Origin of the sequence: Streptomyces sp. SID14436 (assembly GCF_010548465.1) — a bacterium.
Lineage (GTDB): Bacteria > Actinomycetota > Actinomycetes > Streptomycetales > Streptomycetaceae > Streptomyces.
In genome coordinates this window covers 1-21,771 of sequence record NZ_JAAGMD010000423.1, presented here as the reverse complement: position 1 = coordinate 21,771, position 21,771 = coordinate 1, and the positions used below count along the sequence as shown (strand labels likewise).

The following is a 21,771-nucleotide window of genomic DNA, read 5'->3' as shown; positions in this document are numbered from 1 at the left end:
GTGGTCCTGGTCGACGGGGAGCTGACCCTGTACATGGAGCGGGGCGGCAAGACCCTGCTGGCCTGGCCGGCCGACCCGGACGGCGAGCCCGCCGACGACGCCCGTCTCCCGGCCGCCGCGCAGGCCCTGGCGGCGGCGGCCCGCGCGGGCTCCCTCGGCACGGTCACGGTGGAGCGCGTCAACGGCACCCCGTCCCTGACCTCCCCGCTGGGCGCCCTCCTGGAGGGCGCGGGCTTCGTCGCCACCCCGCGCGGCCTGCGGCTACGCCCCTGACCACGACCGGGACCGGGCCGCGCCCCTGACCACGACCAGGACCGGGACCGGGCCGCGCCCCTGACCGCAGCCCAGACGAGCCGCGCGCCTGACCGCAGCCGGAACAAGGCCGCACCCTCCCCCCGACCAGGCCCAGGCCGCGGCCACCCCGCGCGGCCTGCGGCTACGCCCCTAACCACGACCGGGACCGGGCCGCGCCCCTAACCACGACCGGGACCGGGACCGGGGCCGGGCCGCGCCCCTGACCACGACCAGGACCGGGACCGGGCTGCGCCCCTGACCACGACCAGGACCGGGACCGGGCTGCGCCCCTTACCACGACCAGGACCGGGACCGGGCTGCGCCCCTTACCGGGACCGGGACCGGGACCGGGACCGGGCCGCGCCCCTGACCGCAGCCCAGACGAGCCGCGCGCCTGACCGCAGCCGGAACAAGGCCGCACCCTCGCCCCGACCGGGCCCAGGCCGCGGCCACCACGGCCCCGGACGAGCCGCGCCCCTGACCACGACCGCGACCAGCCCCGGCGTGCCACTCTGGACCCATGCCCGAAGGAGACACGGTCTGGCAGGCCGCGAAGCGACTGCACGGTGCCCTCGCGGGCCGGGTGCTCACCCGCAGCGACCTGCGGGTGCCCCGATTCGCCACCGCCGACCTCACCGGCCGGACCGTCCTGGACGTCACCCCGCGCGGCAAGCACCTGCTGACCCGGATCGAGGGCGGCCTGACGCTGCACTCGCATCTGCGGATGGACGGCTCGTGGCGCGTGTTCGCGCCCGGACAGCGCTGGAACGGAGGCCCGGCCCACCAGATCCGCGCGATCCTGGCCAACGCCGACCGCGCGGCCGTCGGCTACCGCCTGCCCGTCCTGGAACTCCTGCGCACCGCCGACGAGGACCGGGCCGTCGGCCACCTCGGCCCCGACCTCCTCGGCCCCGACTGGGACCCGGACCTGGCGCTGGCCAACCTCCTCCAGGACCCGGACCGCCCGATCGGCGAGGCCCTGCTGGACCAGCGCAACCTCGCCGGCATCGGCAACGTGTACAAGAGCGAGCTCTGCTTCCTGCTCGGCGTCACCCCGTGGCTGCCCGTCGGACAGCTCCCCGCCGACCGGGCAGCGAGGCTGGCCGGCCTCGCCCGGGAGCTGCTGGATTTCAACCGCGAGCGCCCGGTCCGCACCACCACCGGCCGCCGGGGCGAGGACCTCTACGTGTACGGCCGCCGACGCCGTCCGTGCCGGCGCTGCGGCACCCCCGTCCGGGTCGCCGAGCAGGGCGACGGCTCCCGGGAACGCCCCACCTACTGGTGTCCGCTCTGCCAGTCCGGTCCGGCACCGACCGATTGACGGTACGCCAGGTCCGCTCGTACCGTCCCCGCATGCCTCGCGCCGCGTACGACCACGGCGCCCCGCCCCACACCGAACACCGAGTCCGCGACGGCCCGGACGGCACCGCTGGGCCGGGTGGGTGACGGAGGACGTCGCGCACCCGGTGCTGTACCTCGCCTCAGACGCCTCGGTGCTCGTCACCGGCCAGGTCCGCCGGCCGAACGGCGGCGTGGCGATGCCCTGGCGACGCGCCCCTGGTGACGCCCTACGCCCCGTCCCGCCCGGCCTGCCAGGCCCGCCGCCAGCGTCCCGCCGCGAGGGCCCCCTCGGCCCGCGACTTCGGCGTGCAGTGCACCGGCAGCACGCTCAGCCCCCAGCCGCCGGCCGCGACGGCGCCCTCCAGGACGCCCGCGTCGGGCGACCACACGAGCCGGGCCACCGCCCACCACCACAGGGCGCCCAGGCCGATCGCGGCCCCCCGGCGCGCTATTCGGCCGGTCACCGCCGCCACCTCCGGCCCGACGCCGTGCGCCCGGGACCGCTCGGGCGTCCCCAGCGCCGCCACCGGCCCGCCGCGGCAGCGGACGGCAAGCCGCTCAGCCGTTCCCGGCCTGGAACATCCAGCGCTGCTTCTCGAGGTCCGCGGTCACGGCGATGAGGATGTCCTGGCTCACCGGATCCGCCTCCTCGGTCGACGTCACCCGCTCGCGCATCCGGGCGATCACCGCGCCCAGCGCGTCCACCAGCGCGCCCACCGCGGCCGTGTCGTCGACCCAGCCCTCCGGCGTCACCCCGATACCGCTGCCGACCGCGACCGTCGCGGCCCGCCCGTCGGGTGAGACACCGAGCGCCGCGGCTCGCTCCGCGACCGTGTCGGAGTGGGAGCGGGCGACCGTCACCACCTCGTCGAGCTGCAGGTGCACCGACCGGAACCGCGGCCCGACGACGTTCCAGTGGATCTGCTTCGCCACCAGCGACAGGTCCACCAGGTCGACGAGGGCACCCTGCAACGCCTCGGACACGGTCTTCAGGTTCGCATCGGACAACGGGCTCTTCACGACGTACATCCGCACCTCCGTGGGTCACCCCCGTGTGTCCCCTCAACGATGACCGGCACACGGCGTACCGGCAAACGCACACCACGGCACACCCCGGCGCCCGGGCGCACGGCCCCGGACAGACGAAAACCCCGGCGGCACCCTCCCGGAGGCTTCCGGAAGGGCCCCTACCGGGGCCTCTTGGAGCGTCACACCACTCGGGCGTGCGCCACCGCCGTCAGGCGGCGACGACGTCCACCGCTTCGGCGGGCGCCTTGATGGTCACCCGTTCCGGCGGCACACCGGCCACCGAGACGGAGCCGAGCATCGGACGCACCGGCGTGGTGACGGGCTCGCTGGGGGTCGCTGCAGCAGACTGGGCCAGCTCGGCGAGGGCGAGCTCGTCGCTCACTTCCCGCATGAGCTCGGACATCCGTACGTCCAGCGCGTCGCAGATGGCGGAGAGCAGCTCGGAGGAAGCCTCCTTCTGCCCCCGCTCCACCTCGGAGAGATAGCCGAGTGAGACTCGGGCGGACGAGGAGACTTCGCGCAGAGTACGGCCCTGGCGCTGGCGCTGCCGACGCAGCACGTCACCCAGCAGGCGACGGAGCAGAATCATCGGTGGCTCCCTCCTCGGACCGTGTAGCCGCATCCTTCTCGCCCCACCGTACCGCCTCGCGCCGCGGCCGTGCGGGGAGCGATGTCGTGTTCACTCTGGGCTGCAAACATCAAAACCCCCCGTTCCGTTCCGTATCCTGTGCCCGCTCATTTCCGGTCTGTTCGCCCGCAAGCTCCCTCAGAAGCAGTGCGAGTACGCTGCGTACACTCTCCATACGAATTTCCGCGCGGCCGCCGTTCAACCGCAGACGCTCCACTTTTCCATCGGCGAGGGAACCGGACCCGGCCCCGAAGGGCCCGTCGACGGCCACGAAGACCGTGCCGACGTCCTGTCCGTCCTGGGGATCGGGGCCCGCCACTCCCGTCGTGGCGATGCCCCAGTCGGCGCCCAGCGCCCTGCGTACACCGGCCGCCATCTCCGCAGCGACCTGCGGATCCACGGCGCCTCGTGCTGCCAGCAGAGCGTCGTCGACGCCGAGCAGTCGGTGCTTCAGATCGGTGGCGTACGCCGTCACCGAACCGCGGAAGACCTTGGAGGCCCCGGGTACCGCGGTGATCTCCGCCGCCACCAGGCCGCCGGTCAGCGACTCGGCGACGGCCAGCGTCGCACCGTTCACCGTGAGTAGTCGCACCACCTGGGCGGCCGTCGAACTCACGCTTCCTTCTCCTCCAACGACGCGCGGCGCTCGGCGATTCCCCGCCGGCGGAGTACCACGGCCTGGCGCACGTAGTCGAGCCCGGTGGCGACCGTCAGCACCACGGCGGCCGCCATCACCCAGAAGCGCAGGGTCGCCAGCGGCCCGGTGAGCGCCAGGACGTACATCCCGACGGCCACGCCCTGGGTGAGGGTCTTCAGCTTGCCCCCGCGGCTGGCCGGGATCACTCCGTAGCGGATGACCAGGAAACGCAGCAGGGTGATGCCGAGTTCCCGGCCGAGGATGACGCCGGTGACCCACCACGGCAGATCGCCCAGTGCGGACAGACAGATCAGCGCCGCTCCCATGATCGCCTTGTCGGCGATGGGGTCGGCGATCTTCCCGAAGTCGGTGACCAGGTCGTAGGCGCGGGCCAGGTGTCCGTCGAACAGGTCGGTGATCATGGCGACGGCGAAGGCGGCCCAGGCGAGCGAGCGCCACGCGGGGTCGTAGCCGCCGTCGGCGAGCATCAGCATCACGAAGGCCGGGACCAGCAGCAGCCGGAGCATGGTCAGCAGGTTGGCGATGTTCCAGACGCTGGCCTGGTTCACGGCCGCCGCCGTGATCTTCTTGCCGCGCGCGGCCCTGGTGGCGCCGTCGTCGGTGTCGGACGGGTCGGCCGCCCCGCCGGAGGGGGCGGTCGCGCCGCCGTGCAGCCGGTCGTTCCCCGGTGCCGCGCCCTCGGTCCGGCGCGCCGCCGGACGGCCGGTCACCGGCCCCGGAACCGCTCCCGGGGCGGCACTCGCTGCCGCCGGCCTCCTCGCGCCGGAGGGGCCGCCTGCCGCGGATGCCGGGGCGCCCGTCATCTGCCCGCCTCCTCAGTGCGTGCGAGCGAGCCCTGGTACAGCGGCTCGGCCACCAGGTCGACACCCTCGGTGCCCACCACCTTCGCCTCGACCATACGGCCGACACTCACATCCTCGCCGCTCGTGAGCAGCACCTGGCCGTCCGTCTCCGGAGCCTGGTGCGAGGCACGGCCGTACACGCCCTCCTCCTCGTCGACGGACTCCACCAGCACGTGCACGGTCTCGCCGAGGCGCTCCTCCGCGCGCTGTGACACCAGTTCCTCGGCCAGCCGGGAGACGCGCGCCAGCCGCTCGGCGACGACGTCCTCGTCCAGCTTGCGGTCGTAGGTGGCCGCCTCGGTGCCCTCCTCGTCGGAGTAGCCGAAGACGCCGATGGCGTCCAGGCGGGCGTGGTTGAGGAATCGCTCCAGCTCGGCCAGGTCGGCCTCGGACTCGCCGGGGAAGCCGACGATGAAGTTGGAGCGCACACCCGCCTGGGGGGCCTTGCTCCGGACGGTGTCGAGCAGTTCCAGGAAGCGGTCGGTGTCACCGAAGCGGCGCATGGCGCGCAGCACGCCGGGCGCGGAGTGCTGGAAGGACAGGTCGAAGTAGGGGGCGATCTTCGGGGTGGAGGTCAGCACGTCGATCAGCCCGGGGCGCATCTCGGCGGGCTGGAGGTAGCTGACGCGCACCCGCTCCAGGCCGTCGACCTCCGCGAGCTCGGGCAGCAGCGACTCCAGCAGGCGGATGTCGCCGAGGTCCTTGCCGTAGGAGGTGTTGTTCTCGGAGACCAGCATGATCTCCTTGACGCCCTGCTCGGCGAGCCAGCGCGCCTCGTTCAGCACGTCGCTGGGGCGGCGGGAGATGAAGGAGCCGCGGAAGGAGGGGATGGCGCAGAAGGAGCAGCGCCGGTCGCAGCCGGAGGCCAGCTTCACCGAGGCGACCGGGGTGCCGTCCAGGCGGCGGCGCAGGGGCGCGCGGGGGCCCGAGGCGGGGGCGAGGCCGTCGGGCAGGTCCACCGGGGCGTGGCCGGGCAGCGCGACGGAGGCGGCGGAGTCCTGCCGCTCGGCCGGGCTGATCGGCAGCAGCTTGCGCCGGTCGCGCGGGGTGTGGGAGGCGTGGATGCCGCCGTTGAGGATGGTCTGGAGGCGATCCGAGATGTCGGCGTAGTCGTCGAAGCCGAGCACGCCGTCGGCTTCGGGGAGGGCGTCGGCGAGTTCCTTGCCGTACCGCTCGGCCATGCAGCCCACCGCGACGACGGCCTGTGTTCTCCCGTGTCCCTTGAGGTCGTTGGCCTCCAGGAGGGCGTCGACGGAGTCCTTCTTGGCCGCCTCGACGAAGCCGCAGGTGTTCACGACCGCGACGTCGGCGGCCCCGGCGTCCTCGACGAGCTGCCAGCCGTCCGCCTCCAGACGGCCTGCGAGCTCCTCCGAGTCCACCTCGTTACGGGCGCAGCCAAGGGTGACGAGTGCGACGGTGCGGCGTTCAGGCATGGGCTCAAGACTACTTCGTCCCGCCGACACCCCCCGCCGACGGGGTTGGCCGGGACCGGCCGGTCCCGTCGGCGGGTCGGTCCCCGGTCCGGTTAACCGGCCTGGGGGTCGCCCTTGGTGTAGGTCAGGCGCTCCACGGCGCCCGGCTGGAAGTCGTCCTCGATCTTCTTCCCGTTCACGAACAGCTCGACCGGACCGGCGTCGCCGAGGACCAGGTTGATCTTCGAGCTGTCCTGGAACGTCTTGGACTCGCCCTTCTTGAGCAGCCCGTCGAAGAGCATCCGGCCGTTGTGGCCCTTGGCGGAGATCCAGCTGGGTCCGTCGGTGGCGCTGACCCGGACGGTCACCTTGTCCTGGGGTGCGGCGGCGATGGCGCTGTCGGAGGGTTCGGGCTCGGGGGCGGCGGGCTTCTCCGCCTTGGGGGTGGGTGAGGTGGAGGCGCTGGGCGTGGCGCCGTCGGCCACGTTGGCCTTGCCGCCGTCGTCACCGCCCTTGACCATGGTGAATCCGACGAAGCCGATCACCGCGACGATCGCGGCGACCATGGCGGCGGTCCAGTTGGGTCCGCGGCGTTCGGGACGGATGCGCTCCGCCTCGAACAGCGGGGCCGCCGGGGTGGGGGCCGGCCGGGCGCCGTGCTCGGTCTCGAACCGGGCGATCAGCGGTGCCGGATCGAGGCCGACGGCTCGGGCCAGGGTGCGGATGTGCCCGCGGGCGTAGACGTCGCCGCCGCAGGGCGCGAAGTCGTCCGCCTCGATGGCGTGCACGATGGCGATCCGGACCCGGGTGGCGGTACTGACGTCGTCCACGGTGAGCCCGGCGGCGATGCGGGCCTGCTGCAGGGCACGGCCGACGGAGGGGCGGGCTTCCTCGGATACGTCTTCGAACGGACGCTCGTCTTCAGGGGAGTTGCCGATGGACACGGGGGCGCCTTTCGAGCGTGTAGCCGCCTGTGCTGGAGGTTCAGTCTAGGAGGGGTACGAGAGGGTGGGGCAACCGGGCGGTCGGACTTTGTACGCCATCGGTATGGCCCGACACCCCGACGACGCTGCTGCTTTTAGTCGCTTCCCTCAACTTGACGTACGTCACGGGGAAACGGTTGCTCACGGATCCCTTACGGGTGAGTCACGATCGTCCACCTGGCCGCGCCGGGGCGACGACCGTGTCCCGCATGCCTACCCTTCAGACTCCCCCCGGATCAGCGCGAGCACGCCATCCAGTTCGTCAGGCTTCACAAGAACGTCACGAGCCTTCGAACCCTCGCTCGGTCCGACGATGTTCCGGGACTCCATGAGGTCCATGAGCCGGCCCGCCTTGGCGAAGCCGACGCGCAGCTTGCGCTGGAGCATGGACGTCGACCCGAACTGGGTGGAGACCACCAGTTCGGCGGCCTGGCACAGCAGGTCGAGGTCGTCGCCGATGTCCTCGTCGATCTCCTTCTTCTGCTTGGTGCCGACGACGACGTCGTCCCGGAAGACGGGCGCCATCTGGTCCTTGCAGTGCTGGACGACCGCCGAGACCTCCTCCTCGGTCACGAAGGCGCCCTGCATACGGGTCGGCTTGTTCGCCCCCATGGGCAGGAACAGCCCGTCGCCCTTGCCGATCAGCTTCTCGGCGCCGGGCTGGTCGAGGATGACGCGGGAGTCGGCGAGGGAGGAGGTCGCGAACGCGAGCCGCGAGGGCACGTTCGCCTTGATGAGACCGGTGACGACGTCGACGGAGGGCCGCTGCGTGGCGAGCACCAGGTGGATCCCGGCCGCCCGCGCGAGCTGCGTGATGCGCACGATGGCGTCCTCGACGTCCCGCGGGGCGACCATCATCAGGTCGGCCAGCTCGTCGACGATCACCAGCAGGTACGGGTAGGGCTGCAGTTCGCGCTCGCTGCCCTCGGGCGGCTTGACCTTGCCGTCGCGGACCGCGCGGTTGAAGTCGTCGATGTGCCGGTAGCCGTAGGCCGCGAGGTCGTCGTAGCGCAGGTCCATCTCGCGGACGACCCACTGCAGTGCCTCGGCGGCCCGCTTGGGGTTGGTGATGATCGGCGTGATCAGGTGCGGGATGCCCTCGTAGGCCGTCAGCTCGACGCGCTTGGGGTCGACGAGGATCATCCGGACGTCCTCCGGGGTCGCCCGCATCATGATCGAGGTGATCAGGCAGTTGATGCAGGACGACTTGCCGGATCCGGTGGCGCCCGCGACCAGCATGTGCGGCATCTTCGCCAGCGAGTGCATGACGTAGCCGCCCTCGACGTCCTTGCCGAAGGCGACCAGCATCGGGTCGTCGTCCTCGGCGGACTCCGCGAGGCGCAGCACGTCGCCCAGGTTCACCATCTCGCGGTCGGTGTTGGGGATCTCGATGCCGACGGCGGACTTGCCGGGGATCGGGCTGATGATCCGCACGTCGGGGCTGGCGACGGCGTAGGCGATGTTCTTGGTGAGCGCGGTGACCCGCTCCACCTTGACGGCCGGGCCGAGTTCCACCACGTAGCGGGTGACCGTCGGGCCGCGGGTGAAGCCGGTGACGGCGGCGTCCACCTTGAACTCGGTGAAGACCTTCCGCAGCGCGTCCACTATGGCGTCGTTGGCCGCGCTGCGTGCCTTGCCGGGCCCGCCGCGGGTCAGCAGGTCCAGGGAGGGCAGGGAGTACGTGATGTCGCCGGAGAGCTGGAGCTGCTCCGCGCGGGCGGGCAGGTCCCGGGGCTCGGGGGGCGGCGCCTTGGTCATGTCCAGCACGCCCGCCGGCGGCCGGTCCTGCCGCGGCGGCTGCTGCTTCGCCTTGTCCTGGCGGGGCTTGTCCTTCTGCGGCCGGGCTGCCGGGACGGGCGTCGGGGTGGTCGGCTCCCCGTCGCCGACCCGCACGCCCTGGGTGAGGTCCGCGACGACCGGGGAGGGCGGCATGCCGTGCAGCACGGCGCCGTCGAGGGCGGCGGCCGCCGCGGCGGCCACGTCGACGGCGTCCATGGGCCGGTCCATGTCGGGCTGCGGCACGGCGGACCGGCGGGGGCGGCCCCGGCGCCGGGTCAGCGCCTCCTGCTCCGCGGTGTCCGGGTCGTACTCCTGAGGGGCGGGACCGCGCCTGCGGCGGCTCGCGGGCAGCGCCTCGCGCCACTGCTCCTCGTAGCGCTGGTCGTCCTCGCCGAGGTCCTCCGGCTCCGGGTCGTGGACCAGGCCCAGTTTCACGCCGAGCAGCCGCAGGCGCTGCGGGACGGCGTTGACCGGGGTGGCGGTGACGACGAGCAGGCCGAAGACCGTGAGCAGCACCAGCAGCGGCACGGCGAGGACGTCGGTCATGGTGGACGACAGGGGGGTGGCGGCCGCCCAGCCGATGAGGCCGCCTGCGTCCCTTATGGCCTGCATGCCCTCGCTGCGGGCGGGTGAGCCGCACCCGATGTGGACCTGGCCGAGGATGCCGACGACGAGGGCGGACAGGCCGATCACGATCCGGCCGTTGGCCTCGGGCTTCTCCGGGTGCCGGATGAAGCGCACGGCGATGACCGCCACCAGGATCGGCACGAGCAGGTCGAGCCGGCCGAAGGCGCCGGTCACCAGGATCTCCACCAGGTCACCGACCGGCCCCTGGAGGTCGGCCCAGGTGCCCGCGGCGACGATCAGGGCGATGGCGAGCAGCAGCAGGGCGAGTCCGTCCTTGCGGTGGGCCGGGTCGAGGTTCCTGGCCCCCTGCCCTATGCCGCGGAAGACCGCGCCGACGGCGTGGGCCAGGCCGAGCCACAGCGCGCGGACGAGGCGGTAGATCCCGTTGGTCGGGTTCGGGGCGGGCGCGGGTGCGGGCTTCTTCGCGGGGGCCTTCCGGGCGGGAGCCTTTTTCGCAGGGGCCTTCTTGGCCGCGGTCTTCTTCGCCGGAGCCTTCGCGGAAGCGGCCGCCTTCTTCGCGGGCGGCTTCTTGGCTGCGGAGGGACGTGAGGCCATGGGTGTGAGGTTACCGCCGGAGACGCCAGGGGACACGCGTGCCCACTGCTTCACCCGTTCGTGTCGCATTCGTCGAGGCGTGAGGGTGACGCGGGTCCTGACGGAACCTCATGTCCTGCGGGAGTCGGAGGGCGGGCAACACCCCTGCGTGCGGCGGCGGTTGCGCCCGCCCCCGCACGGCTCAGTTCTGCGAGGGGACCGAGGAGGTGTTTCCCGCGCCCGGTTCCAGCGCGTCGAGCGCGCGCCGCAGCCCCGTCAGCTTCCGCTCCAGATGGGCCGCCGTGGCCACCGCGGCGGCGTCGGTCGACTCGTCGTTCAGCTGCTTGGTGAGGGCCTCGGCCTGCTCCTCGACGGCGGCGAGCCGCGCCGAGAGCTCGGCGAGCAGTCCGGCCGGCTCCTTCGGCTCCTCGGAGTTCTTCTCGTCGCCCTCCAACTGGAGCCGGAGCAGCGCGGCCTGCTCACGCAGCTGGCAGTTCTTCATGTACAGCTCGACGAAGACCGAGACCTTGGCGCGCAGCACCCACGGGTCGAACGGCTTGGAGATGTAGTCGACCGCTCCGGCCGCGTAGCCGCGGAAGGTGTGGTGCGGTCCGTGGTTGATCGCGGTGAGGAAGATGATAGGGATGTCCCGGGTCCGCTCCCGTCGCTTGATGTGGGCGGCGGTCTCGAAACCGTCCATGCCCGGCATCTGGACATCCAGCAGAATGACCGCGAAATCGTCCGTGAGCAGCGCTTTGAGCGCTTCCTCCCCGGACGATGCCCGCACCAGCGTCTGATCGAGCGCCGAGAGGATCGCCTCCAGCGCCAGCAGATTCTCCGGCCGGTCATCGACCAGGAGGATCTTGGCCTTCTGCACCATGGCCCGCCCTCCTCGCCCCGGCGTGGGGCCTCCCCTACTCGCAGGACCGGGGACGGCACCGGCAGGTGCCACCCCGAGGGACGGCTCCCTTGCGCCGCCCGTCCTTGTGCCGGTCATCGTAGCCGCACCCCGCCCGTCGCCACACCCTGTCACCGTGATGTCACTGTGCACACACCGGAAACGCGGCAGGAGACCAGAAGGTTCCCCGAATGGGGCCCTTCTACACGGCTTTCCGCACACCGCGTCGGCGGCCCCGCGGGAACACCGACGCCTCCCGCCACGGTCGCACACCACGCGGACGACGGCCTCACTGGCCCCGCATCCACTGCTCCATCACCGACAGCAGGTGATCGGGATCGACCGGCTTCGTCACGTAGTCGGAGGCGCCCGACTCGATCGCCTTCTCCCGGTCGCCCTTCATCGCCTTCGCCGTCAGCGCGATGATCGGCAGCCCCGCGAACTGCGGCATCCGCCGGATCGCGGTGGTCGTCGCATACCCGTCCATCTCCGGCATCATGATGTCCATCAGGACGACCGCCACGTCGTCGTGCTGCTCCAGGACCTCGATGCCCTCGCGGCCGTTCTCCGCGTACAGCACCGACAGCCCGTGCTGCTCCAGCACGCTCGTCAGCGCGAACACGTTGCGGATGTCGTCGTCGACGATCAGCACCTTCTGCCCGCCGAAGCGGATCCCGCGCACCGACCGGGGCGCCGGCTCCTTCTCGGCCCCCGCCCACTGCTCGGGCTGCGGCGCGGGACTCTGCTGCTCCAGCGCGGGCAGGTTCCGCCGCCGGCGCCGGAACAGCGCCGCGTTCCCGTTGCCGTTGCCGGTGTCGTACGACGTGGGCTCGGCCGGCGACGCGGCCGCCTCGGGTCCGGCCGCGGCCGACGCCGCGCCGCTCTCCAGGGCGGGCAGCGCCTGCTGGTAGCCGTTGGGCGGCAGCTCGCTCGGGTGCAGCGGCAGGTACAGCGTGAAGGTGGAGCCGCGTCCCGGCTCGCTCTGCGCGTGGATCTCACCGCCGAGCAGCTGCGCGATCTCCCGGGAGATGGACAGCCCGAGGCCGGTGCCGCCGTACTTCCGGCTGGTCGTGCCGTCCGCCTGCTTGAACGCCTCGAAGATGACCCGCATCTTGCTGGCGGCGATGCCGATGCCGGTGTCGGTCACCGAGAACGCGATCAGGTCGGCGTGCGGATCGGTCAGCGAACCCGTCTCGAGCAACTGCTCCCTGATCCGCTGCGGGACGTCGTCCCGGGCGGGCCGGATGACCAGTTCCACCGACCCGGAGTCGGTGAACTTCACCGCGTTCGACAGCAGGTTGCGCAGCACCTGGAGCAGGCGCTGCTCGTCGGTGTGCAGGGTGGCGGGCAGCTCCGGCGACACCCGCACGGACAGGTCCAGGCCCTTCTCCGCGGTCAGCGGCCGGAAGGTGGCCTCCACGTAGTCCACGAGCTGGACGAGCGCGATCCGCGTCGGGGAGACGTCCATCTTGCCCGCCTCGACCTTCGACAGGTCGAGGATGTCGTTGATGAGCTGCAGCAGGTCGGACCCGGCACCGTGGATGGTCTCGGCGAACTCGACCTGCTTCGGGGAGAGGTTGCCCTCGGCGTTGTCCGCGAGCAGCTTGGCCAGGATCAGCAGCGAGTTGAGCGGTGTGCGCAGCTCGTGCGACATGTTGGCGAGGAACTCGCTCTTGTAGCGCATCGAGACCGCGAGCTGCTCGGCGCGCTCCTCCAGGACCTGCCGGGCCTCCTCGATCTCGGTGTTCTTCACCTCGATGTCCCGGTTCTGACGGGCCAGCAGCTCGGCCTTCTCCTCCAGTTCCGCGTTGGACGCCTGGAGGGCCTTCTGCCGCTGCTCCAACTCCGCCGACCGCTCCCGCAGTTGTTCGGTCAGCTCCTGCGACTGCCGCAGCAGCCGCTCCGTCTTGGTGTTGACCGAGATGGTGTTGACGCTGGTCGCGATCATCTCAGCGATCTGGTTGAGGAAGTCCTTCTGGATGTGCGTGAACGGCGTGAAGGAGGCCAGCTCGATCACGCCGAGCACCTGACCCTCGAACAGCACCGGCAGCACGATGACCTGTGCGGGCGGCGCCTCACCGAGCCCCGAGGAGATCTTCAGGTAGCCGCTGGGGGCGTTCTCCACAAGGATCGTGCGCTTCTCCATGGCGGCGGTGCCGATCAGCCCCTCGCCGGGGCGGAACGACGTCGGCATGGAGCCCATGGAGTAGCCGTACGAGCCGAGCATCCGCAGCTCGAACTGGTCGTCGTCGGCGGAGTGCAGGTCCTCGCCGTCCACCAGCGGCATCGCCAGGAAGAACGCGCCGTGCTGGGCGGAGACCACCGGCGTCAGCTCGCTCATGATCAGCGAGGCCACGTCCTCCAGGTCGCGGCGGCCCTGCATCAGCGCGGAGATCCGGGCGAGGTTGCCCTTGAGCCAGTCCTGCTCCTTGTTGGCGATCGTGGTGTCGCGCAGGTTGGCGATCATCTTGTTGATGTAGTCCTGCAGTTCCTGGATCTCCCCGGACGCGTCCACGTCGATCTTCAGGTTCAGGTCGCCGCGCGTCACCGCGGTCGCCACGCGCGCGATGGCGCGCACCTGCCGGGTCAGGTTCCCGGCCATCTCGTTCACCGACTCGGTCAGGTCGCGCCAGGTGCCGTCCACGTCCCGCACGCGCGCCTGACCGCCGAGCTGGCCCTCGGTGCCCACCTCGCGGGCCACGCGGGTGACCTCCTCGGCGAAGGAGGACAGCTGGTCGACCATCGTGTTGATGGTGGTCTTCAGCTCGAGGATCTCCCCGCGCGCGTCGATGTCGATCTTCTTGGTCAGGTCGCCCTTGGCGATGGCGGTGGTCACCATCGCGATGTTGCGGACCTGCCCGGTCAGGTTGGACGCCATCTGGTTCACGGACTCGGTGAGGTCCTTCCAGGTGCCGGCCACCCCCGGGACGTGCGCCTGGCCGCCCAGGATGCCGTCCGTGCCCACCTCGCGCGCCACCTTGGTGACCTGCTCGGCGAACGCGCTGAGCGTCTTCACCATGATGTTGATGGTGTCGGCGAGCTGCGCCACCTCACCGCGCGCCTCGATGCTGACCTGCCGCGTCAGGTCGCCGTTGGCGACCGCGGCGGACACCTGGGAGATGTTGCGCACCTGGGTGGTGAGGTTCTTCGCCATCAGGTTGACGTTGTCGCTCAGGTCCTTCCAGATGCCCGTGACACCGGGCACGTGCGCCTGCCCGCCCAGGATGCCCTCGGTGCCCACCTCGCGGGCCACCCGGGTCACCTGCTCGGCGAACGACGACAGCTGGTCGACCATCGTGTTGACGGTGGTGACCAGCTCGAGGATCTCGCCCTTGGCGTCGACGGTGATCTTCTTCGACAGGTCGCCCTTGGCGACGGCGGTGGTGACCTCGGCGATGTTGCGCACCTGGAGGGTCAGGTTGTTCGCCATGCCGTTCACCGACTGGGTGAGGTCCTTCCAGGTGCCGGACACGCCCTGCACCTCGGCCTGGCCGCCGAGGATGCCCTCGGTACCGACCTCACGCGCCACGCGCGTGACCTCTTCGGCGAACGACGACAGCTGGTCCACCATCGTGTTCAGCGTGTTCTTGAGCTCCAGGATCTCCCCGCGCGCGTCCACGGTGATCTTCTGCGACAGGTCACCGCGCGCCACCGCCGTCGCCACCTGCGCGATGTTGCGCACCTGGCCGGTCAGGTTCGACGCCATGCCGTTCACCGAGTCCGTCAGGTCCCGCCACACCCCGGCGACCCCGGGCACCTGCGCCTGACCGCCGAGCCGGCCCTCGGTGCCCACCTCGCGGGCCACGCGCGTGACCTGGTCCGCGAACGACGACAGCTGGTCCACCATCGTGTTGATGGTGTTCTTCAGCTCCAGGATCTCCCCGCGCGCGTCGACGTCGATCTTCTGCGACAGGTCACCGCGCGCGACCGCCGTGGTCACCTGCGCGATGTTGCGCACCTGGGAGGTCAGGTTGCCCGCCATCGAGTTGACGGAGTCGGTCAGTTCCTTCCAGGTGCCCGAGACGCCGTCGACCCGGGCCTGACCGCCCAGCCGGCCCTCGGTGCCCACGTCCCGGGCCATGCGGGTCACCTGGTCGGCGAACGACGACAGCTGGTCCACCATCGTGTTCACGGTGTTCTTCAGCTGGAGCATCTCGCCGGAGACGTCGACCGTGACCTTCTGCGACAGGTCGCCGTTGGCGACCGCCGTCGTCACCTGCGCGATGTTCCTCACCTGTCCGGTGAGGTTGCGGAACGCCGTGTTGACGGAGTCCGTCAGGTCCTTCCACGTCCCCGCCGCGCCCGGCACCTGGGCCTGCCCGCCCAGCTCGCCCTCCACACCGATCTCCCGCGCCACGCGCGTGACCTCGGCACCGAAGGACGACAGCTGGTCCACCATCGTGTTGACGGTGTTCTTCAGCTCCAGCATCTCGCCGGCCACGTCGACCGTGACCTTCTGCGACAGGTCACCGTTGGCGACCGCCGTCGTCACCGCGGCGATGTCCCGCACCTGGGTGGTGAGGTTCCGGAACACCGTGTTGACGGAGTCCGTCAGGTCCTTCCACGTCCCCGCCGCGCCCGGCACGTTCGCCTGGCCGCCCAGCCGCCCCTCGGCCCCGACCTCGTTGGCGACCCGCGTCACCTCGTCGGCGAAGATCCGCAGCGTCTCGGTCATCTGGTTGATCGTCTCGGCGAGCTGCGCGACCTCGCCGCGGGCCGGGACGGTCACCTTCCGGGACAGGTCACCGTTGGCGACGGCCGTCGTCACCTCGGCGATCCCCCGCACCTGGGCCGTCAGATTGCCGGCCATGGTGTTCACCGAATCGGTGAGCTCCTTCCACACGCCGGCCACCCCGGGCACCTGGGCCTGCCCGCCCAGCGCCCCCTCGGTGCCCACCTCGCGTGCGACCCGGGTCACCTCGGAGGAGAACGCGGAGAGCTGGTCCACCATCGTGTTGACGGTGTTCTTCAGCTCGAGCATCTCGCCCTCGACGTGCACGGTCACCTTGCGTGACAGGTCACCGCGCGCGACCGCCGTCGTCACCAGGGCGATGTCGCGCACCTGGGCGGTCAGCCGCTCCGCCATGGTGTTGACCGAGTCCGTGAGGTCCTTCCACGAGCCGGACATGCCGCGCACCCGGGCCTGACCGCCCAGCTTGCCCTCGGTGCCGACCTCGCTGGCCACCCGCGTGACCTCGTCGGTGAACGTCGACAGCTGGTCGACCAGGTTGTTCACGGTCCGCGCGACCTTCAGGAACTCCCCGCGCAGCGGATGCCCGGTGCCGTCCGGCGCCTGCGTCCGCAGCTCCATGCGCGGCGAGAGATCGCCCTCGGCCACCGCCGACAGCACCCGGCTCACCTCGGACACCGGCCGCACCAGGTCGTCGACCAGCGCGTTCGAATTGTCGATCGCCGTCGACCAGGAGCCCTCGCAGGCCCCGGTCTCCAGCCGCTCGGTGAGCTTGCCCTCCCGCCCGACCATCCGCCGCACCCGCGCCAGCTCACCGGTCAGGTGCAGATTGCGGTCCGCCACCTCGTTGAAGACCGCCGCGATCTCCGACATCACGCCGTCGCCGGACACCGTGAGCCGCCGTCGGAAGTTCCCGTCCCGCATCGCCACCAGGGCCACCAGGAGCCGGTTCAGGGCCGCGGTGTCCACCACGGTGGTCCCGGACCGCTTCTTGCCCGGGCCACTCGGGGACTGTCCGCCCTTCGCGCGCGTCTTCGTGCCCCGCGTCGCTGCGCCAGACTCCACTGTGTCCCTCCCGCAGGGGTAGACCGTTGCCGCTGTGCTCCCGGTGGCGCCGCACGGCGTACCGGTCACACTCGCGCATTTCTGTACTACTGCGATGTCCGCCCGGCACGGCAGGGCGCCCCCGAAGGGCTGCTGCCCATCCGGCGCGAAAGAAACTCCGCCTGCCCGGACCTTCACGACTAGCCTGCCCAGTGTTTCACCCCCACCGAACCAGGCCATAACAGTTCGGCAGCTTCGCACATCGTCCGCACACGTTCCGGACGGCAGACCCCTCCGGACGGAAACACAGCAGACCGGCATCCGCTCGGACCGCGAAGGTAAGTAACCTTGCATGCGGCTGTCCAGCCACCCCGGTCCGTCCGGCCTGGGCGGTGGACTACAGACGAGCGGGCATCGGAGGGCGGCCGCACCAATGACCACCGGACTGATCCCGGGGGAACAGCCCCCGGACCCCCGGCCGACGGGTGAGCTGCCGCAACAGCGGCGAGAGCCGGTCGGCCACGGAGTCATGCCCGTCGAGTACCGGTCGAGGAGTTCTGTGATCACCGCGCGTGCGGCCGCCACCTTCGAGCCCGTCGGGCGCTCGGTCGCGAGCGCCCGCGCCTTCGTGCGCGACACCCTCCAGGGCTGGGGCTTCGGTGACATCGTCGACGACGCCGTCGTTCTCACCAGCGAACTGGTGACCAACGCCGTGGTGCACGCCGGCACCTCCGCCGACCTGCTCTGTCTGCGCGGCGACGACGGTGTGCGGATCGAGGTGGCCGACCGGTATCCGGAACGCGAGGTCCCCCTCCAGGGCGCCGCCGTCACCATGGGCAGCCTCGACCGGGAGGGCGGACGCGGCCTCCAGCTGTGCGCGGCGCTGGCCTCCCGCTGGGGCGTGGAGTACACGCCCGCCCACAAGACCGTGTGGTTCCAGCTGGACCTGCCGGAGCGCCCCGTGGGCACCCGCGCGGCCGGTCCGGCCCTGCCCGCCGACCTCCTCCCCCTCGCCGACGGACGGGTCCGGGTCGCCGTCCTGCAGATCGACCGCGCCGGCACCATCACGGCCTGGAACGAGGACGCCGAGGAACTCTTCGGCTACCCGGCCGAGCAGGTCACCGGCAAGCCGCTCACCGACCTCGCCGCCTGGCCGCACACCCCCGGCACCGGCACCGGCATCGCCGAGGCCCTCCAGCTGTCCCGCTGGGAGGGCAGCTACGGCATCCGCGGCGCCCACGGCCGCGTCCTGCCCGTGTACGCCTCCCACCTGCGCGTCCGCGACACCGACGGCGAACCGTCCACCGTGTGCCTGCTGGTGCGCGACCACGAACGCGCGGTGCTCCAGACGCCGCTGCGCAGCCCCGCCTCCGACGGCCCCGGCTCGTCCTCCGAGGGCCAGAACACCGACCCGTTCGAGGTGTTCATCGGCTCCCCCGCCCCGGACGACCTCGACGGACTCCTCCAGCGCACCGTGGAACGCGCCCGCGACATGCTCGACGGCGACGCCGCCTTCCTGCTGCTCGCCACCGACGACGAGACGGAACTGGAGGTCCGCGCCTCCACCGGGCTGCCCTCGGCCCGCCAGCGCTTCGCCCGCGTGCCCGTCGAGGCGGGCCCCGGCCGCTACGGCTCCGCCCGGATGCCCGCCGTCCACGACGACCTCACCGCCGTCCACGGCCCGGTCCCCCTCCTCAACGGCACCGGCATGCGTTCCGTCGTCACCGTCCCGCTGAAGGTCGAGGGCCGTCTCACCGGCTCCCTCGGGGTCGCCGCCGAGGCACCCGGCCGCTACTCCAACGAGGAGGCGCTGCGCCTGCAGTTCGCGGCCGACCGGATCGCCCTGGCCGTCGAGTCGGCCCGCCTCGGCGAACTGGAGCGGCTGCGCCGCGGCTCCCTGAGCTTCCTCGTCGAGGCGTCCGACCTGCTCGCCGGCACCCTCGACCGCGACCAGACCCTGGCCCTCATGGCCCAGATGACGGTCCCCACCCTCGCCACCTGGTGCGCCGTCTACACGATCGCCGACCAGTCGTCCGAGCCGTACCTCTCCTACGTGCTGCACGAGGACGAGGAACTCATCGACGGCATCAAGTCCCTGCTGTCGAAGATCCCGCCGCCGGATCCGGTCCCCACTCCCGGCGCCCGCGTCTGGTCGGCGCCAGGCGAGGTCGCCCACCAGGCGGCCCTGCGCACCTCCATGCGCAGCCTGGGTCTGAGCGGCGGCCCCGACCACCGCGTCACCCCCGGCATCGGCCCCACGCTCGCCACGGCCTCCGCCGTCGGCGGCGAGATCGTCGTCCTGCCGCTGGTCGCCCGCAACCGCGTCATCGGCATGATCACGCTGGGCAAGCCGACCGACGAGCACTTCCGCCAGGAGATCCTGGAGCTCGCCGAGGACCTCTCCCGCCGGGCCGCGCTGGCCCTGGACAACGCCCGCCTGTACTCGGAGCGCACCGCCATCAGCCAGTCGCTCCAGCGCAGCCTGCTGCCGCCCGAGCTGCCCCTGGTCGACGGCGTCGAGGTCGAGGTCATCTACCGCGCGGCCGGTGAGGGCAACGAGGTCGGCGGCGACTTCTACGACCTGTTCCCCATCAGCGACGGTGCCTACGGCTTCGCCATCGGCGACGTCTGCGGCACGGGCCCGAACGCGGCGGCCGTGACCGGCCTCGCCCGCCACGCCCTGCGGCTCCTCGCCCGCGAGGGTCTCAGCGGCCCGGCCGTCCTGGAGCGCCTCAACTCGGCGATCCTCGACGAGGGCGCCCGCAGCCGCTTCCTCACGCTCCTCTACGGCGAGCTGCGCCCGCAGGAGGACGGCAGCGCGGAACTGAAGGTCGTCTGCGCCGGCCACCCCCTCCCGCTGCGGCTGCGCCAGGACGGCACCGTCGAGCCGGCCGCCGAACCGCAGCCCCTCCTCGGCGTCCTGGAGGACCTGGAGCTGTACGAGCAGACGGTGGTCCTTGATCCCGGTGACGTCCTGCTGTGCGTCACGGACGGTGTCACCGAACGCCGGGAGGGCTCCCGCATGCTCGGCGACGACGGCCTCGCGGACGTCCTGACCACGTGCACGGGCCTCACGGCCGGCGCCGTCGCGGCCCGCATCATGCGCGCGGTCGAGCGGTTCGCCTCCGACGCTCCGTCCGACGACATGGCGATCCTCGCGATGCGCGTTCCCGGGCTGCACACGGACTGACGGGGAGGGGCCGGCCGCCCTTGCCGGGCGTCCGGCCGTGCACATGAGAAAGGCCCCGCCCTTGGAGGGCGGGGCCTTTCTGTCGGAGCCCCCAAACGGAATCGAACCGTTGACCTTCTCCTTACCATGGAGACGCTCTACCGACTGAGCTATAGGGGCCTGTTACCGGCTGGGATCTTTCCCCTCGGCAACGGAATAGATCATACCCCGAACAACACCGTGCTCCCAACCGCCCTCAGGAGGCGGACTGGAGCAGTCCGCCGAGGGCATTGCACGCGGACGCGATTTTCTGCATGTCCCGTTTGGTCAGCGCCGGATGGACGGGAAGGGCCAGCGTCTCGTCGGCGGCCCGCTCGGTCTGGGGCAGCGACACGCACCGCCGGAAGCCGGGCAGCCGGTGCACGGGGGTCTTCACCGGCACCGAACACGCAACGCCCCTGGCCCGTACGGCGTGCGCGAACGCGTCCCGGTCGGGCCGGCCGTTGCCCGGCACGCGTACGACGTACTGCTCGTAGGTGTGTCCGGCACCGCGGTCGGGCGTCTCGACGCCCCGCAGCCTCGCGTCGAGGTAGGCGGCCCGTTCCCTGCGCCGGGCGATCTCGTCGTGCGGCGCTTCCCCGTCCCCGTCCCGGTGCTCGATCACGAGCAGCTGGTGCCGCTGCCCGATCGCGTGCAGGCCCGCCAGGTCGGCGGGCCTGCCGAACCGGTGCACGGCAACGACAGCCGCGGTCCGGGCAGTTACGGCTTCCGCGACGGCGGCGGGGGACAGTGCGTAGGTCACCGGATCTATGTCGGCGAACGCCGGCACGGCGCCCGCCAGGGTGACGGCCCGGGCGATCTCCACGTTCCCGAAGGCCGGTACGAGGACCTCGTCCCCGATGCCGACGCCGGCGGCCCTGAGCAGTGCGGCAATACCCATGTGCCGGATGCTCGTTGCGTGACGTGAACGTCAAGTGACGGGAAACAAAAAAGGGTTGGACCCGAAACCGAAGTTCCGGGTCCAACCCTGTCACGTATTGTTCGGCGGCGTCCTACTCTCCCACAGGGTCCCCCCTGCAGTACCATCGGCGCTGTAAGGCTTAGCTTCCGGGTTCGGAATGTAACCGGGCGTTTCCCCTACGCTATGACCACCGAAACACTATGAAACACTCAACCGCACCACACCGTGACCTGGTGTGGGGTTGTTCGTGGTTTCAGAACCAACACAGTGGACGCGAGCAACTGAGGACAAGCCCTCGGCCTATTAGTACCGGTCAACTCCACACGTTACCGTGCTTCCATATCCGGCCTATCAACCCAGTCGTCTACTGGGAGCCTTACCCCATCAAGTGGGTGGGAGCCCTCATCTCGAAGCAGGCTTCCCGCTTAGATGCTTTCAGCGGTTATCCCTCCCGAACGTAGCCAACCAGCCATGCCCTTGGCAGAACAACTGGCACACCAGAGGTTCGTCCGTCCCGGTCCTCTCGTACTAGGGACAGCCCTTCTCAAGACTCCTACGCGCACAGCGGATAGGGACCGAACTGTCTCACGACGTTCTAAACCCAGCTCGCGTACCGCTTTAATGGGCGAACAGCCCAACCCTTGGGACCGACTCCAGCCCCAGGATGCGACGAGCCGACATCGAGGTGCCAAACCATCCCGTCGATATGGACTCTTGGGGAAGATCAGCCTGTTATCCCCGGGGTACCTTTTATCCGTTGAGCGACGGCGCTTCCACAAGCCACCGCCGGATCACTAGTCCCGACTTTCGTCCCTGCTCGACCCGTCGGTCTCACAGTCAAGCTCCCTTGTGCACTTACACTCAACACCTGATTACCAACCA

14 protein-coding genes, 1 tRNA gene and 2 rRNA genes are annotated in these 21,771 nt (G+C 71.1%); 3 read left to right on the top strand and 14 right to left on the bottom strand.

From position 1 onward, the window contains the following. Both G3I53_RS14635 and G3I53_RS14630 read left to right on the top strand, forming a co-directional pair. Positions 1 to 273 (top strand): hypothetical protein (locus tag G3I53_RS14635; protein ID WP_164438427.1); only part of this gene is annotated, 273 nt, incomplete at its 5' end. A 541-nt stretch (positions 274 to 814) separates the two neighbouring features. After that, entirely contained in the window at positions 815 to 1,615 is an 801-nt protein-coding gene (locus G3I53_RS14630; RefSeq protein ID WP_164337113.1) for a DNA-formamidopyrimidine glycosylase family protein, read from the top strand. A gap of 247 nt (positions 1,616 to 1,862) precedes the next feature. Here the strand turns inward: G3I53_RS14630 and G3I53_RS14625 are convergent, their stop codons facing one another. The 10 genes from G3I53_RS14625 to G3I53_RS14580 all read right to left on the bottom strand — a co-directional run bounded on the left by G3I53_RS14625 (position 1,863) and on the right by G3I53_RS14580 (position 16,780). Further along, entirely contained in the window at positions 1,863 to 2,099 is a 237-nt protein-coding gene (locus G3I53_RS14625) for a hypothetical protein (protein WP_164438426.1), read from the bottom strand. Positions 2,100 to 2,193: 94 nt separating this feature from the next. After that, positions 2,194 to 2,664, bottom strand: coding sequence for a DNA starvation/stationary phase protection protein (locus tag G3I53_RS14620; protein WP_164332986.1), 471 nt, complete (start codon positions 2,662 to 2,664; stop codon positions 2,194 to 2,196). A gap of 208 nt (positions 2,665 to 2,872) precedes the next feature. Next, a complete protein-coding gene (locus G3I53_RS14615; RefSeq protein ID WP_164332985.1) occupies positions 2,873 to 3,253 on the bottom strand; it encodes a helix-turn-helix transcriptional regulator in 381 nt (126 codons plus the stop codon). 109 nt (positions 3,254 to 3,362) lie between these two features. Further along, complete coding sequence (locus G3I53_RS14610; RefSeq protein ID WP_164332984.1) at positions 3,363 to 3,908, bottom strand: CinA family protein; 546 nt, start codon at positions 3,906 to 3,908, stop codon at positions 3,363 to 3,365. Then, complete coding sequence (gene pgsA / locus G3I53_RS14605) at positions 3,905 to 4,753, bottom strand: CDP-diacylglycerol--glycerol-3-phosphate 3-phosphatidyltransferase (RefSeq protein WP_164438425.1); 849 nt, start codon at positions 4,751 to 4,753, stop codon at positions 3,905 to 3,907. Before pgsA ends, G3I53_RS14610 begins: the two co-directional genes overlap by 4 nt. Continuing rightward, positions 4,750 to 6,225, bottom strand: a complete 1,476-nt coding sequence (gene rimO / locus G3I53_RS14600; protein WP_164337018.1) for a 30S ribosomal protein S12 methylthiotransferase RimO — start codon at positions 6,223 to 6,225, stop codon at positions 4,750 to 4,752. Before rimO ends, pgsA begins: the two co-directional genes overlap by 4 nt. A gap of 92 nt (positions 6,226 to 6,317) precedes the next feature. Beyond that, positions 6,318 to 7,148: a helix-turn-helix domain-containing protein gene (locus tag G3I53_RS34390; RefSeq protein WP_164337021.1), complete on the bottom strand. Its 831-nt coding sequence runs from the start codon at positions 7,146 to 7,148 to the stop codon at positions 6,318 to 6,320. A gap of 252 nt (positions 7,149 to 7,400) precedes the next feature. Then, a complete protein-coding gene (locus tag G3I53_RS14590) occupies positions 7,401 to 10,148 on the bottom strand; it encodes a DNA translocase FtsK (protein ID WP_203617114.1) in 2,748 nt (915 codons plus the stop codon). A gap of 181 nt (positions 10,149 to 10,329) precedes the next feature. Further along, positions 10,330 to 11,007: a response regulator gene (locus G3I53_RS14585; RefSeq protein WP_164334149.1), complete on the bottom strand. Its 678-nt coding sequence runs from the start codon at positions 11,005 to 11,007 to the stop codon at positions 10,330 to 10,332. 307 nt (positions 11,008 to 11,314) lie between these two features. Next, positions 11,315 to 16,780: a HAMP domain-containing protein gene (locus G3I53_RS14580; protein WP_343240623.1), complete on the bottom strand. Its 5,466-nt coding sequence runs from the start codon at positions 16,778 to 16,780 to the stop codon at positions 11,315 to 11,317. A 412-nt stretch (positions 16,781 to 17,192) separates the two neighbouring features. On the opposite strand from G3I53_RS14580, the gene G3I53_RS14575 reads away from it, so the two are divergent. After that, the gene (locus G3I53_RS14575) at positions 17,193 to 19,949 is read left to right on the top strand and encodes a SpoIIE family protein phosphatase (protein ID WP_164334148.1); all 2,757 of its coding nucleotides are present in this window, start codon (positions 17,193 to 17,195) and stop codon (positions 19,947 to 19,949) included. A gap of 86 nt (positions 19,950 to 20,035) precedes the next feature. Here the strand turns inward: G3I53_RS14575 and G3I53_RS14570 are convergent. The 4 genes from G3I53_RS14570 to G3I53_RS14555 all read right to left on the bottom strand — a co-directional run. Continuing rightward, a tRNA-Thr gene (locus tag G3I53_RS14570) sits at positions 20,036 to 20,108 on the bottom strand. A 76-nt stretch (positions 20,109 to 20,184) separates the two neighbouring features. Continuing rightward, on the bottom strand, positions 20,185 to 20,868 hold the full coding sequence (locus G3I53_RS14565; RefSeq protein WP_239063902.1) for a DegT/DnrJ/EryC1/StrS family aminotransferase: 684 nt from the start codon (positions 20,866 to 20,868) through the stop codon (positions 20,185 to 20,187). Between the two features lie 99 nt (positions 20,869 to 20,967). Then, a 5S ribosomal RNA gene (gene rrf, locus G3I53_RS14560) occupies positions 20,968 to 21,084 on the bottom strand. A gap of 88 nt (positions 21,085 to 21,172) precedes the next feature. Beyond that, a 23S ribosomal RNA gene (locus G3I53_RS14555) occupies positions 21,173 to 21,771 on the bottom strand; the annotation flags it as partial.